The 15,055-nt window shown below is 60.2% G+C and carries 11 protein-coding genes; 5 read left to right on the top strand and 6 right to left on the bottom strand.

The window, feature by feature from the left end; all coding sequences use genetic code 11:
• Positions 1–93 precede the first annotated feature (93 nt).
• Complete coding sequence (locus AC1DVF_RS15435; protein ID WP_460129611.1) at positions 94–531, bottom strand: hypothetical protein; 438 nt, start codon at positions 529–531, stop codon at positions 94–96.
• A 103-nt stretch (positions 532–634) separates the two neighbouring features.
• Here AC1DVF_RS15435 and AC1DVF_RS15430 point away from each other — a divergent pair, with 103 nt between their 5' ends.
• Complete coding sequence (locus tag AC1DVF_RS15430) at positions 635–1,072, top strand: universal stress protein (RefSeq protein ID WP_093433662.1); 438 nt, start codon at positions 635–637, stop codon at positions 1,070–1,072.
• A 174-nt stretch (positions 1,073–1,246) separates the two neighbouring features.
• Here AC1DVF_RS15430 and AC1DVF_RS15425 read toward each other — a convergent pair whose 3' ends face one another.
• Complete coding sequence (locus AC1DVF_RS15425) at positions 1,247–3,169, bottom strand: ATP-binding cassette domain-containing protein (protein ID WP_093433660.1); 1,923 nt, start codon at positions 3,167–3,169, stop codon at positions 1,247–1,249.
• A gap of 214 nt (positions 3,170–3,383) precedes the next feature.
• Here AC1DVF_RS15425 and AC1DVF_RS15420 point away from each other — a divergent pair, with 214 nt between their 5' ends.
• Positions 3,384–5,312: a transglycosylase SLT domain-containing protein gene (locus tag AC1DVF_RS15420; RefSeq protein WP_093433658.1), complete on the top strand. Its 1,929-nt coding sequence runs from the start codon at positions 3,384–3,386 to the stop codon at positions 5,310–5,312.
• Between the two features lie 82 nt (positions 5,313–5,394).
• Here the strand turns inward: AC1DVF_RS15420 and AC1DVF_RS15415 are convergent, their stop codons facing one another.
• Positions 5,395–7,200, bottom strand: a complete 1,806-nt coding sequence (locus AC1DVF_RS15415) for an ABC transporter transmembrane domain-containing protein (protein ID WP_186624467.1) — start codon at positions 7,198–7,200, stop codon at positions 5,395–5,397.
• A gap of 256 nt (positions 7,201–7,456) precedes the next feature.
• Between AC1DVF_RS15415 and AC1DVF_RS15410 the strand changes: the two genes are divergently transcribed.
• Complete coding sequence (locus AC1DVF_RS15410; protein WP_093433652.1) at positions 7,457–7,636, top strand: PA1571 family protein; 180 nt, start codon at positions 7,457–7,459, stop codon at positions 7,634–7,636.
• 169 nt (positions 7,637–7,805) lie between these two features.
• Here AC1DVF_RS15410 and pdxB read toward each other — a convergent pair whose 3' ends face one another.
• Positions 7,806–8,948, bottom strand: a complete 1,143-nt coding sequence (gene pdxB / locus AC1DVF_RS15405; protein WP_477782722.1) for a 4-phosphoerythronate dehydrogenase PdxB — start codon at positions 8,946–8,948, stop codon at positions 7,806–7,808.
• A 159-nt stretch (positions 8,949–9,107) separates the two neighbouring features.
• Here pdxB and AC1DVF_RS15400 point away from each other — a divergent pair, with 159 nt between their 5' ends.
• Positions 9,108–10,517 carry an MATE family efflux transporter gene (locus AC1DVF_RS15400; RefSeq protein WP_099756799.1) on the top strand — a complete coding sequence of 470 codons (1,410 nt, stop codon included), beginning with the start codon at positions 9,108–9,110 and terminating at the stop codon, positions 10,515–10,517.
• A 49-nt stretch (positions 10,518–10,566) separates the two neighbouring features.
• Here the strand turns inward: AC1DVF_RS15400 and tusA are convergent, their stop codons facing one another.
• Entirely contained in the window at positions 10,567–10,815 is a 249-nt protein-coding gene (gene tusA / locus AC1DVF_RS15395) for a sulfurtransferase TusA (RefSeq protein WP_016775503.1), read from the bottom strand.
• 182 nt (positions 10,816–10,997) lie between these two features.
• Positions 10,998–12,071 (bottom strand): 23S rRNA (cytidine(2498)-2'-O)-methyltransferase RlmM, encoded by a 1,074-nt coding sequence (gene rlmM / locus AC1DVF_RS15390; RefSeq protein ID WP_477782721.1) that lies wholly within the window; start codon positions 12,069–12,071, stop codon positions 10,998–11,000.
• 222 nt (positions 12,072–12,293) lie between these two features.
• Between rlmM and acnA the strand changes: the two genes are divergently transcribed.
• Positions 12,294–15,035, top strand: a complete 2,742-nt coding sequence (gene acnA / locus AC1DVF_RS15385; RefSeq protein ID WP_460091634.1) for an aconitate hydratase AcnA — start codon at positions 12,294–12,296, stop codon at positions 15,033–15,035.
• The last annotated feature ends 20 nt before the right edge of the window (positions 15,036–15,055 follow it).

Genomic DNA, 15,055 nt, shown 5'->3' with positions numbered 1-15,055 from the left:
TGCCTGGCCAACCCCGCCCGATGAATCATGTCGGGCTTTTTATTGCGCGTCTGCCGGACGTTCCCCACCGTTGCAGTGGGAAAAGTCCGCGCGTCACGCCAGTGCTTTCAGAGTGGTGTCGATGTCCTGCAACACCGACGCTTCGCCCTTCTCGCCCCAGTACAAGGCGATCATCTGCTTGTCTGCTTCGACTTTGAAAACGTTGCCGGGCAACTTTTCGAAATGATTGAGCAGCGCCCGATCTTCGCAGACTTCCTGCCATTGATTGACCCACACACCCGGCGATTTTTGCCAGTAAGTCCAGCAGGCAGGCGACTTGCCACGGCGCGGACGATGATACTGCGCACACGGATTCGGCGCCTCTTGCGCCAGCCAGTGCGGCCACTCCTGAGGCGCCAGTTGCATGGCCAGCCCCATGCGCCGCGCCTCCATGCGCAAGGCGATGCGACCGCTTTGCGCGCGCGATGGGCGCAACCACGCCAACGGACTCAAAACCACCAGCAGGATTGACACCACCAACCAGACCGTCATATCTCTATTCCCAATTCTTGGTGAGCGCATTGTGTCACTTTGGAACCAATGCGCTTGAAACCAGCCATACTTAACAATATTGAAACCTCACGAGGAGCACCTCATGCCCTACCACCACATCCTGGTCGCCGTAGATCTGACCGAAGAGTGCGACCCAGTGATTCACCGCGCCCGCGAGCTGTCGGTGAGCAATGGCGCCAAACTGTCGCTGGTGCATATCGTCGAACCAATGGCGATGGCATTCGGCGGCGACGTGCCGATGGATCTGTCACAACTGCAACAACAGCAGTTCGATCAGGCCAAGGAGCGTCTTGAGCGTCTGAAACTCAAGTATTCCGAACTCGAAGGCGCCAACTGCCACCTGACCTACGGCCAGCCACGCCAGGAAATCCATCACTTCGCCAAAGAACAGCAGTGCGATCTGATCGTGGTCGGTAGTCATGGTCGTCACGGCCTGGCGCTGTTGCTCGGCTCTACCGCCAATGACGTGCTGCACGGCGCACCATGCGACGTCCTCGCCGTCCACCTGGTCAAACGTTGAAACACTGATCATTGTGGGAGCGAGCCTGCTCGCGAAGGCGTCGGCACATTCAGCATTAATGCCGCCTGACACACCGCATTCGCGAGCAGGCTCGCTCCCACATTGGGACTGCGCTTACATGTGAAAAGCCCGGCGTTCATCACTGAGCGCCGGGCTTTTTCACATCAGGAYCATTCAGGCGTCCAGCTCGGCCCAACGCTCCAGCAACGCATCCAGCTCAGCCTGCAACTGCTCCAGCGAAGCAATCACCTTGGCCGTTTCAGCCGCAGGACGCTGATAGAAACCGGCTTCAGCCATTTCAGCTTCCACGGCAGCAATTTGCTGTTCCTTGGCGTCGATATCGCCCGGCAACGCTTCCAGCTCGCGTTGCAGCTTGTAGCTGAGCTTCTTCTTGGCGGCCGGGGCAGCCGCCACAGGCGCGGCAACTACAGCAGGTTCGGCAGTGACCACCGCCGAATTCAGGTCAGCCTTGCCGGATTTGCTTTCGGTTACGCCCAGCAGACGCGGCGAACCGCCCTGACGGATCCAGTCCTGATAACCACCGACATATTCACGCACCTTGCCTTCACCTTCGAAGACCAGAGTACTGGTGACCACGTTGTCGAGGAATGCCCGGTCGTGGCTGACCATCAGCACAGTGCCATTAAAGGTCAGCAGCACTTCTTCGAGCAGCTCGAGGGTTTCCACGTCGAGGTCGTTGGTCGGTTCGTCGAGTACCAGCAGGTTAGCCGGTTTGCTGAACAGTTTGGCCAGCAACAGACGCGCACGCTCACCACCCGACAGCGCCTTGACCGGCGTGCGGGCACGCTGCGGGCTGAACAGGAAGTCGCCGAGGTAGCTCAGCACATGACGGCTCTGACCATCGATATCGATAAAGTCGCGACCTTCGGCGACGTTGTCGATCACGGTCTTTTCCAGATCCAGTTGATGACGCAACTGGTCGAAGTACGCCACGTCGATCCGCGTGCCCTCTTCCACTTTGCCGCTGGTCGGTTGCAGACCGCTGAGCATCAGTTTCAGCAACGTGGTCTTGCCAGTGCCGTTGGCGCCAAGCAGACCGATACGGTCGCCGCGCGTCAGCACCATCGAGAAATCCTTGATCAGGAACGGGCCGCCCGGGTGAGCGAAACTCACGTTCTCGAGGACCATCACCTGCTTGCCGGACTTGTCGGCAGTGTCCAGCTGAATGTTGGCCTTGCCGGTGCGCTCACGACGCTCGCTACGCTCCACGCGCAACGCTTTCAGGGCGCGGACGCGGCCTTCGTTACGGGTGCGGCGCGCCTTGATACCCTGGCGGATCCAGACTTCTTCCTGGGCCAGTTTCTTGTCGAACAGCGCGTTGGCGGTCTCTTCGGCGGCCAGCGCGGCTTCTTTGTGCACAAGGAAACTGGCGTAGTCGCCGTTCCAGTCGATCAGGCCGCCGCGATCCAGTTCGAGGATGCGCGTGGCAAGGTTTTGCAGGAAGGAACGGTCGTGCGTGATGAACAGCACGGCGCCCTGGAAATCTTTCAGGGCTTCTTCGAGCCAGGCAATCGCACCGATGTCCAGGTGGTTGGTCGGTTCGTCGAGCAGCAGCAGATCGGGCTCGGACACCAGCGCCTGCGCCAGCAGCACGCGACGACGCCAGCCTCCGGACAACTGGGCGAGGGTCTTGTCGGCCGGCAGTTGCAGACGGCTCAAAGTGCTTTCGACCAGAGTCTGCAAGCGCCAGCCATCACGGGCTTCGAGGTCTTGCTGAACGTGCATCAGCTTGTTCAGGTCATCTTCAGTAACGCAGTTCTGCGCAAGGTGATGGTATTCGGCGAGCAACGCGCCCACGCCATCAAGGCCTTCAGCGACCACGTCGAACACCGTCCGATCGTCGGCCACCGGCAATTCTTGCGGCAATTCGCCGATTTTCAGACCGGGGGCACGCCATACCGAGCCTTCATCGGGCTTCTGGTCGCCCTTGACCAGTTTCATCATGCTGGACTTGCCAGTGCCGTTGCGGCCGATGATGCACACCCGCTCACCACGGGCGATCTGCCAGGACACCTTGTCCAACAACGGCATAGCGCCGAACGCAAGGGACACATCGCTGAATTTGAGCAGGGTCATGAGCTTCTCCAAAAACCGGGCGCGCATTCTACCTGAGTTAGGGCTTCAACAGGCCGGCAATTTGTCTGTCGAAGCACTCTGCACAACATTTGTTGCGAACTTGTGCTGCGAGGCCGGCAAAGCTTTCGCCGCTTGCTGGCAAAAGGCTAAGCTACAGACAATTCAGTGCTGACCGAGGTCGGCACTTGTCATGATTTCTCTGCCCGGATGTCTCATGCGCAGTCGCCTTTTCAGTGTCTTGTCCTGTTTGCTACTTACCGCCGCTGCCGCTCAATCCGCCCAGGCGGTGGACCTGTCCACCCAACGCCAGTATTACGATGAAGCCAAGCGCGCCCTGGCCAAGGGTGATACCGGCCCGTATTTCCGTTACAGCCAGGCGCTGGCCGATTACCCGCTGGAACCGTATCTGGCCTACGACGAACTGACCGCGCGGCTGAAAACCGCGAGCAACGCGGAAATCGAGAAGTTCCTCGCCGAACACGGTGACCTGCCCCAGGCCAACTGGATGAAACTGCGCTGGTTGCGCTGGCTCGCCGACCGTGGCGACTGGGCGACCTTCGTCAAGTATTACGACCCGAAACTCAACTTCACTGAACTGGACTGCCTGAATGCGCAGTACCAGATCAGCAGCAACCATAAGGCCGAAGGTTACGCCAACGCCGACAAGCTTTGGCTGACCGGTAAATCGCAACCTGCGGCGTGTGACGCGCTGTTCGGCATCTGGGCAGCCGATGGCCAGCTCACTGAACAGAAACGCTGGGAGCGCACCAAACTTGCCGCTCAGGCACGCAACTATCCACTGGCCAACAGTCTGGTCAACGGCCTGACCACCCTCGCCCCGCGCGGTCGTTTGCTGGTGGATGTGGCGCAAAAACCGGAGTTGCTCAATCAGCCTTCGCGCTTCACCCCGGCCGATGAACCGATGTCCGATGTGGTCAGCCTCGGCTTGCGCCGACTGGCCCGTCAGGATCCGGACAAGGCCATGGCGTTGCTCGACGGTTACGCCAGCAGCATGCATTTCTCCCGCGATGAAAAAGTCGCGATTGCCCGGGAAATAGGCCTGACCCTTGCCCGTCGTTTCGACAGCCGCGCGCTGGACGTGATGACCAAATACGACCCGGAGCTGCGCGACAACACCGTCTCGGAATGGCGCTTGCGCCTTCTCCTGCGTCTGGCCCGTTGGGACGACGCCTACCAGTTGACCCGCCGTCTGCCGCAGGATCTGGCCACCACCAACCGCTGGCGCTACTGGCAGGCACGCAGCCTGGAACTGGCCCAGCCGCAAAACCCGGAAGCGCAGACGCTGTACAAAAACCTTGCGCGCGAACGTGACTTCTACGGTTTCCTCGCCGCCGACCGCTCGCAATCGCCGTACTCGCTGAACAACAAGCCATTGGTCCTCAGCCAGGCGCTGATCAACAAGGTGCGCAACACGCCGGGTGTACGCCGCGCGCTGGAATTCCATGCCCGTGGGCAAATCGTCGACGGTCGTCGCGAGTGGTATCACGTCAGCCGCCATTTCAATCGCGATGAAATGGTTGCCCAGGCGAAACTCGCTTACGACTTGAAATGGTATTTCCCGGCGATCCGCACCATCAGTCAGGCGCAGTACTGGGACGATCTGGATATCCGCTTCCCGATGGCCCACCGCGAAACGCTCGTGCGTGAAGCCAAGGTACGTGGCCTGCATTCAAGCTGGGTGTTTGCCATCACCCGCCAGGAAAGCGCTTTCATGGACGACGCCCGCTCCGGCGTCGGCGCCAGTGGCCTGATGCAATTGATGCCCGGCACCGCCAAGGAAACCGCGCGCAAATTCAGCATTCCGCTGGCCTCGCCGCAGCAAGTGCTGGACCCGGACAAGAACATCCAGCTCGGCGCCGCGTATCTGAGCCAGGTGCACAGCCAGTTCAACGGCAACCGCGTCCTCGCCTCCGCCGCCTACAACGCAGGTCCTGGTCGCGTACGCCAATGGCTGCGCGGCGCCGATCACCTGAGCTTCGACGTGTGGGTGGAAAGCATTCCGTTCGACGAAACCCGTCAGTATGTGCAGAACGTGTTGTCGTACTCGGTGATCTACGGCCAGAAGCTCAACTCGCCGCAGCCGCTGGTGGACTGGCATGAGCGCTACTTCGACGATCAGTGATCACCCGACTGACGCCGACTAAAGAAAAATGCCCGTATCGCGAGATACGGGCATTTTTTATGGGCACAACCTGAGCGGCTATTTAGTGAATGGCAGGATCGGTGACAGGATTCGTTGAAGCACTCTTGCCATCATTGAACTGCAAAGCCGCCAACCGCGCATACAGTGGATTGCTGGCAATCAGTTCCTGATGGGTGCCAATGGCCACAAGCTTGCCCTGATCCATTACCGCAATCCGGTCAGCGTTTTTCACCGTGGCCAGTCGATGCGCGATCACCAGCGTGGTGCGGTTTTGCATCAGGCTCGGCAGGGCTTCCTGAATCAGGTGTTCGCTCTGCGCATCAAGGGCGCTGGTGGCTTCGTCCAGCAGCAGGATCGGTGCGTCGACCAGCAACGCCCGGGCGATCGCCAAGCGCTGACGTTGGCCGCCGGACAGGCCGAGGCCACCATCGCCGAGATGGGTCTGGTAACCGTTGGGCATTTTCTCGATAAAGTCGTGGGCGTGAGCAATTTTTGCCGCGTCCTTGACCTGCTCCAGCGTCGCCCCGGGATTGCCGTAACGAATATTCTCTTCAACACTGCCGAAAAACAGCGCCGGCGATTGTGATACCAGAGCGAAGTGACGGCGCAGGTCCAGCGGATCGAGGCTGGTCAACGGCACGCCATCAATCAGGATCTGCCCTTCCAGCGGATCATAAAAACGCAACAGCAAGTCGTACACGGTGGACTTGCCAGCGCCGGACGGCCCCACCAGCGCCAGTGTCTCGCCAGCGCGAATGGTCAGATTCAAACCGTTGACGGCGTAGCTTTCCGGACGCGAAGGGTAGGAAAAACGCACGTCCTGCAATTGCAATTCACCCCGCACGCGCTCCGGCAAGGTCATCAACCCGCTGACGGGCGGCTGGATGATGTTTTCCGAACCCAGCAGTTCAGCGATACGTTCGGCGGCCCCCGCCGCGCGCTGCAGTTCGCCGATCACCTCACTCAACGTGCCAATCGCACTGCCGACGATCAGGCTGTAAAAGACAAACGCCGCCAGTTCACCCCCGGTGATGCGCCCGGCGATCACGTCCATGCCTCCGACCCACAACATCACCGCCACGGCGCCGAGCACCAGCACGATTACCATGGTGATCATCCACGAACGCTGAAAGATGCGTTTTCGCGCGGTGTCAAACGCGTCCTCGACCGTCGTCGCGAAACGCCGCTCATCCTGGACCTGGTGGTTGTAGGCCTGCACGGTTTTGATCTGGCCGAGGGTTTCCGACACATAGCTGCCGATATCGGCGACCCGGTCCTGGCTCAGCCGCGACAGATTGCGCACGCGCCGGCCGAAAATCAGGATCGGTGCAACCACGAACGGCAAGGCAATCACCACAATGCTGGTGAGTTTCGCATTGGTCACGAACAGCAGGATGACGCCACCGATAACCATCAACAGGTTGCGCAGGAACATCGACAACGACGAGCCGATCACCGATTGCAACAGCGTCGTGTCGGCCGTCAGCCGCGACTGGATCTCGGAACTGCGGTTGTTCTCGTAGAACCCGGGGTGCAGATAGACCAGATGGTTGAACACCTCGCGGCGGATGTCGGCCACGCAGCGCTCGCCGATCCACGACACCCAGTAGAACCGGGCAAACGTGCCCACCGCCAGACCCAGCACCATCAACATGAAGATGCCGATGCTCTGGTTGAGCTGGTGCGGCGACTGAGTCATGAAGCCCCGGTCGACCAACAGTTTGATCCCCTGCCCCATCGACAAAGTGACGGCGGCCGTAACGATCAACGCCAGCAGCGCAGCGATGACCTGCCAGCGGTAAGGGGCCAGAAATCGACTGGTCAGACGCAGCGCGCGACGGTGTCGTGAAGAAAGCTTCGGGGTCATTCAGGTGTACATCCGTGTTGATGAAAGGGCTAGCGTAAACCTTCTTTGGGGTGGAACTCTGTAAATCACAATGAGTCAGGTTAAATATGCCCCCAAAGACTAGGCCATAGTTGCTATCGGTCTAACGTCAAGGTTGAGACGAACGGTCATTTCTGTTGGACTGGAATGGCCGCTCATGACGGATCGAAAGGCGCTGTCACAGCCTGGTCACGTGGCGGTTTTAATCTGGGTAAACAACCTGATGAGGAGACAGGCCATGTCCTTGCAACACAGCAGCGATGACAAGATTGAAGTGATCCGCACCAAGCCCGGCCAACCTCTGGGTTGCTCGATTATCGATAAGGATGGGCGTGAAGTACCGATCACCGAAGACATGATCCAGGACGCGTGCCGCGAACTGGACAAGCGATTGGTCAAGCCTGCCAAACAAAAGTGATATAGCCACCGTCTTCCTGACCCGGCCCCTTTGGCCGGGTTTTTTCTGCCTGCAGATCCGGGGACTTTTGGCGCGACCTTCGCGAGCAGGCTCGCTCCCACAGGAGATCGTCAGTGAGTGCGAGATCCATGTGGGAGCGAGCCTGCTTGCGAAACGGCCGACTCGGTTTCTAGACCGTCACCGCCCCCAGCGCCGCGACTATCTTCGCCAACACCGGCGAATCCCCTTCAATCCGCACCTTCAGCCCTTCAATCTCGCGCCGCACCGGATACTGCTTGCGTAGCACGTCGAACGCCGCCCGCTGCTCGCCGACATTACCTACGAGGCTGCGGCGAAAATCCGCATCATCACGGCGCGGGTCGTACACGCCTCGGCACAACATCGCCAGCGCCCAGGCCGGCTCGCTGTCGCCATGCAAGGTCACTTGCGACAACCACGGCGCCGGTAGCAGCTCACTGAGTTGAATGCTTGCTGGCTGGCCGATGAATTGGCAGTAAGCCTGATAGATCTGCGCCGTTCCGCGCTGTTTGCCATCAAGGCTGTAACCGGCAATGTGCGGAGTGGCGAGTACGCAAAGCTCGGCCAATGCAACATCAACCTCAGGCTCGGCCTCCCAGACATCGAGAACGGCTTGCAGGTCTTCACGCTCCAGCAGCACTTCGCGCAGCGCGGCGTTATCCACCACCGGACCACGCGCCGCGTTGATCAGCCATGCACCTGGCTTGAGCTGCTGCAGACGCTGCTGATCGAACAGATGCCAAGTCGCACCAACGCCGCTGCGTGTCAGCGGTGTGTGCAGACTGATTACGTCACACTGCTCAATGATTTGCTCAAGGCTCACGTAATCGCCGCCCTCGGCAGCCTGACGCGGCGGATCGCAGACTTTGACATTCCAGCCCAACTCTTTCAGCACCTTGATCAGGCGCCCTCCCACCTCACCGGCGCCGACGACACCATAAGTCCGCTGAGTGAGATCGACACCTTCGATTTCGGCGAGGGTCATCAGACTGCCCAGCACATAATCGACCACACCACGGGCATTGCAGCCGGGCGCACTCGACCAGGTGATACCGGCCTCATTGAAGTAGTCGAGATCCAGATGATCAGTGCCGATCGTGCAGGTACCGACAAAGCGCACCTTGCTGCCCTCAAGCAACGTGCGGTTGACGTTGGTCACCGAGCGCACGAGTAACACGTCGGCCTGCGCGACCGTCGCACAGTCGATGGAACGGCCCGGCACCCGGCGGATCTCGCCGAAACCGGCAAAAAAGGCATCGAGCAGCGGGATATTTTCGTCGGCAACAATCAGCATGGCGGGCTCCTTAGGCGGATCGGCAGTTTAGGTGCAGATCGGTCGCCGGGCCAGCGGGCTTTGCGCTTACAAATCCGCAACAGAGGATTTTTCCTGACCAAGGCGTCAGCGGCGTAGAATGCGGCGCCTTGCGCATCAACAGCTGTGGACGTTTTTCCCGTGAATTCTGTAACTGATCAACCTGTCGCCGTCTCCCTCACTCGCCCCGCGCGGATTCGCCTGGAGTTCAAGAACCTGCTCGCCCTGGCATTGCCGATCATCATCGCGCAACTGGCGACTACGGCCATGGGCTTCGTCGACGCGGTGATGGCTGGCCGCGTCGGGCCAAAGGATCTGGCAGCGGTGGCGCTGGGCAACTCGATCTGGGTGCCGGTGTTCCTGCTGATGACCGGCACCCTGCTGGCGACCACGCCGAAAGTCGCTCAGCGCTTCGGCGCCGGTACCCACAGCGAAATCGGCCCTATCGTCCGTCAGGCGTTGTGGCTGGCGCTGGTGGTCGGACTGATCGCCACCGCCATGCTGGTGGCCGCCGAGCCGGTGCTGCACCTGATGAAGGTCGATCCCGAGTTGATCGGCCCGTGCATGCAATACCTGCACGGCATCGCCAGTGGTCTGCCGGCGGTGGCTTTCTATCACGTACTGCGCTGCACCAGTGACGGCATCGGCCGTACGCGTCCTGCCATGGTGCTGGGCCTGTGCGGTCTGGCGCTGAACATTCCGCTGAACTACATCTTCATCTATGGCCATTTCGGTGTGCCGGCGATGGGCGGCGTCGGTTGCGGTTGGGCCACGGCCATCGTGATGTGGGTGATGGCGCTGGGGCTGGCCGGTTATGAGCGCTGGGCACCGGCCTATCGTTCGAGCGAAATCTTCAGCCGTTTCGACTGGCCACAATGGACAGTGATCAAGCGTCTGCTGGCGATTGGTCTGCCAATCGGTATCGCCGTGTTTGCCGAGTCGAGCATTTTTGCCGTGATCGCCCTGCTGATCGGCAGCCTCGGCGCCACTGTAGTGGCCGGGCACCAGATTGCGCTGAACGTCAGTTCGTTGGTGTTCATGATTCCGTATTCGCTGGGCATGGCCGTTACCGTGCGTGTCGGTCAGGCGCTGGGCCGCGAAGAACCACGCGAGGCGCGGTTTGCTGCCGGTGTCGGCATGGGCACCGCGCTGGCGTACGCCTGCCTGTCGGCGAGCATGATGCTGTTGCTGCGCGAGCCGATTGCGGCAATCTACACCGCTGACCCGACGGTGATTCACATCGCGGCGATGCTGATTGTGTATTCGGCGCTGTTCCAGTTTTCCGACGCGATCCAGGTCACCGCCGCCGGCGCGCTGCGTGGCTATCAGGACACGCGCGTGACCATGATCCTGACCCTGTTCGCCTACTGGGGCATTGGTTTGCCGGTGGGTTACGCCCTTGGTCTGACCGACTGGCTCGGCGAGCCACGCGGCCCGAGTGGTTTGTGGCAGGGTTTGATCGTGGGCTTGAGCTGTGCGGCGTTGATGCTGTCGATTCGCCTGACGCGCAGTGCGCGCAAGCGTATTCGGATCAGTCGCTCGGCGGGTTGATCGCCCATAAAAAAAGACCTGCAGATGCAGGTCTTTTTTTTGCCTTTGATCAGGACTTTTTGCGGATCCAGTACAGATAAGTACCGGCCTCTTCGTGCTGGCTCACCAGTTCATGGTCGAGAAACACGCAGAACTTGGGAATATCGCGCTTGGTCGAGGGATCGGTGGCGATCACTTTGAGCAGGCCGCCGGGCACCAGATCACGAATGTGCTGGTGCAGCATCATCACCGGCTCCGGGCAATTGAGACCGGTGGCGTCGAGGGTGCCGTCGACCGGGGTATCGATCATTTCACTCATGATTAACTCCTGAAACTGGCCGGCATTGTCGCGCATTGCCGGGTATTCGGTCATCTGTGGCGTTACGCCACACCCCTGTAGGAGTGAGCCTGCTCGCGATGGCGTAGTGTCAGCCAACATCAATGCTGAATGACGCAGCGCTTTCGCGAGCAGGCTCACTCCTACAGGGGTTATGTGTTGTGTCAGCGGGATTTGGCTTTCTTGGTGTCGTGACGGCGCAAATGGCAGGTCACTTCTTCGCGGTCGTGATACAGCTGTTTGCAGCCGATATCGACCTTGATCCCGCGTGCCTTGAAACCATCGGCAATGCGTTCGAGCAAACGCTTCACCTCGGCGTAACGCTGCTTCATCGGCAGTTTCAGATTGACCACCGCCTCGCGGCAATGCCCCTCGCCGATCCACTCTTCCAGCATCGCGGCATTGCGCGCCGGCTTCTCGACGATGTCGCAGACCATCCAGTCCACCGGTTGCTTGGGCTTGAAGGTGAAACCGTCTGCCATCAAATGCTGAACCAGTCCGGTATCCATCAGACTTTCAGCCATCGGGCCGTTGTCGATCGCGGTCACCAGCATGCCGCGATTGACCAGTTGCCAGGTCCAGCCGCCCGGCGCGGCGCCGAGGTCAACGCCGGTCATGTCGCTGTGCAGACGATCCTCCCACTGATCACGCGGGATAAAGTGGTGCCATGCCTCTTCCAGCTTCAGCGTCGAACGGCTCGGTGCTTCACGCGRGAACTTCAGCCGCGGAATGCCCATCGGCCACATCGCCGAATTGCCGGCATCGGCCATGCCGAGAAACACTTCACGACCGCTCTTGAAGGTCAGCAGCAGACGCGGTTTGCTGGCGTCATCCACCAGTTTGCCGGCGCCGGTCAGGGCCTTGCGCAGCGGGCCTTCGAATTTCTTGCAGAAATTCGACAGTTCCTTGCCGTCGTTGGTGTCGACGACTTCCAGCCACAGGCTGCCGCACACCGGGAATCCGGCCATGTGCGCGAGGATCACGCTGATGCGGTCGGTTTCCGGCAAATCGATGAAAACCCCGCGCGCCCACTGGCGCGGGAAGATCAATTCAGCGAAACGCTGACCGCGCATCAGGCGCTCGGCGCCGTCTTCTTCGGTGCAGACAAACTCGGCGCAGGCGGTAGCCGCTTTGGCCTTGGCGTAGCCGGCCACGTTGAGTTGCGCGGCGAGGTCGGAAATCTCCGAACAGACTTCGCCTTCGAAGCCTGGCCGGCAATGCATGAATAGGGTGTTCATTCTTACTCCTGGGCAGCGGGCGATCATTCGGCCGCCGCGCGATGCTCAGGCCTTGCGTTGCAGCAAAGCCTGTCACGAAAACCGGCGCATGATAGCCGATGTCGGAACCTTGGTTCCGCTCATAGAGTCCAGTTATTAGCCAGCTACCTAAAACAGGGCTAGGTTTAAAGCTCTATTCGTCCCCTCAATCCGTAGCCGTGCGGATTCAAAGGAGTGATCGTAATGCCGTCCCTCGATAGTCTGAAAACGCTCAAAACCCTGCAAATCGATGACAAGACCTACCACTATTTCAGTTTGCCGGATGCCGCCAAAAGCCTGGGCGACCTCGACAAGCTGCCCATGTCGCTGAAAGTCCTGCTGGAAAACCTGCTGCGCTGGGAAGATGAAAAAACGGTCACCGGCGCCGACCTCAAGGCGATTGCCGCCTGGCTCAAGGAGCGCCGCTCCGACCGCGAGATTCAATACCGCCCTGCCCGGGTGTTGATGCAGGACTTTACCGGCGTGCCCGCCGTGGTCGACCTTGCCGCCATGCGTGCGGCGATGGCCAAGGCCGGTGGCGATCCGCAGCGAATCAATCCGTTGTCGCCGGTGGATCTGGTGATCGACCACTCGGTGATGGTCGACAAGTTCGCCACCGCCAGCGCGTTCGAGCAGAACGTTGACATCGAAATGCAGCGCAATGGCGAACGTTACGCCTTCCTGCGTTGGGGCCAGAGCGCTTTCGACAATTTCAGCGTGGTGCCGCCGGGTACCGGTATCTGTCACCAGGTCAACCTCGAATACCTCGGCCGCACCGTGTGGACCAAGGATGAGGACGGCCGCACCTACGCGTTCCCCGACACGTTGGTCGGCACCGACTCGCACACCACCATGATCAATGGTCTCGGCGTACTCGGCTGGGGCGTCGGCGGGATCGAAGCCGAAGCGGCGATGCTCGGGCAACCGGTGTCGATGCTGATTCCGGAAGTGATCGGTTTCAAACTGACCGGCAAGCTCAAGGAAGGCATCACGGCCACCGACCTGGTGCTGACCGTCACGCAAATGCTGCGCAAGAAAGGTGTGGTCGGCAAGTTCGTCGAGTTCTACGGTGACGGCCTCGCCGACCTGCCGCTGGCCGACCGCGCGACCATCGCCAACATGGCCCCGGAATATGGCGCGACGTGCGGTTTCTTCCCCGTTGACGACGTAACGCTGGAATACCTGCGCCTGTCCGGGCGGCCACCGGAAGTGGTGAAACTGGTCGAGGCGTACACCAAGGCTCAAGGCCTGTGGCGTCTGCCCGGTCAAGAGCCGGTGTTCACCGACAGCCTGGCGTTGGACATGGGCAGCGTCGAAGCAAGCCTCGCAGGGCCAAAACGCCCGCAGGATCGCGTTTCGCTGCCGAATGTCGCACAAGCGTTCAGCGACTTCATGGATCTGCAATTCAAACCCACCAGTAAAGAAGAAGGACGTCTGGAAAGTGAAGGCGGTGGCGGTGTCGCGGTGGGCAATGCCGATCTGGTCGGCGAAACCGAATATGAATATGAAGGCCACACTTATCGCCTGAAAAACGGCGCCGTGGTCATCGCCGCGATCACGTCTTGCACCAACACCTCGAACCCGAGCGTGATGATGGCCGCCGGCCTGCTGGCGAAAAAAGCGGTGGAAAAAGGTCTGACCCGCAAACCTTGGGTGAAGAGTTCGCTGGCACCGGGTTCGAAAGTGGTCACCGACTACTACAAGGCTGCGGGGTTGACGCAATACCTCGATCAGCTCGGCTTTTCCCTGGTCGGCTATGGCTGCACCACTTGCATCGGCAACTCCGGGCCACTGCCGGAGCCGATCGAGAAAGCCATCCAGAAAGCTGACCTCACCGTCGCCTCCGTGCTCTCCGGCAACCGCAACTTCGAAGGCCGCGTGCATCCATTGGTGAAAACCAACTGGCTGGCCTCACCGCCGCTGGTGGTCGCCTATGCCCTGGCCGGCAGCGTGCGCAGCGACATCAGCAGCGAACCGCTGGGCGAAGATCAGCAAGGCAATCCGGTGTACCTGCGCGATATCTGGCCGACCAGTAAAGAGATCGCCGACGCGGTCAATCAGGTCAGTACGGCAATGTTCCACAAGGAATACGCCGAAGTGTTCGCCGGTGATGAACAGTGGCAAGCCATCGAAGTGCCGCAAGCGGCGACGTATGTGTGGCAGGACGATTCGACTTACATCCAGCATCCGCCATTTTTCGACGACATTTCCGGCCCGTTGCCTGAAATCAAGGATGTCAAAGGTGCACGGGTGCTGGCCCTGCTGGGTGATTCGGTGACCACCGACCATATCTCCCCCGCCGGCAACATCAAGGCCGACAGCCCGGCCGGGCGTTATTTGCGCGAAAAAGGCGTGGAGCCACGGGACTTCAACTCCTACGGCTCACGTCGCGGCAATCATGAAGTGATGATGCGCGGCACCTTCGCCAACATCCGTATTCGCAACGAAATGCTCGGCGGTGAAGAAGGTGGCAACACGATCTACATTCCGACCGGCGAAAAACTGGCGATCTACGACGCGGCGATGAAGTATCAGGCTTCGGGAACGCCGCTGGTGGTGGTTGCCGGACAGGAATACGGCACCGGCTCTAGCCGTGACTGGGCGGCCAAAGGCACCAATCTGCTGGGGGTCAAAGCGGTGATCGCGGAAAGCTTCGAGCGAATTCACCGTTCCAATCTGGTGGGCATGGGCGTGTTGCCGCTGCAGTTCAAGCTTGATCAGAACCGCAAGAGCCTCAATCTCACCGGCAAGGAAACCTTTGAAATCCAGGGTCTGACCGGCGTCGAGCTGACACCGCGGATGAATCTGCCGCTGCTGATCACCCGTGAGGACGGGCGCCAGGAGAAGATCGAGGTGTTGTGCCGGATCGATACGTTGAATGAGGTGGAGTACTTCAAGTCGGGCGGGATCCTGCATTACGTCCTGCGCCAATTGATCGCCTCGTAACGCACAAACCAAAGTAGGAG

This window comes from Pseudomonas sp. P4_D7, from assembly GCF_056401755.1.
Note: the sequence above shows the minus strand (reverse complement) of the source record. Positions and strands in the feature narration are given on the sequence as shown.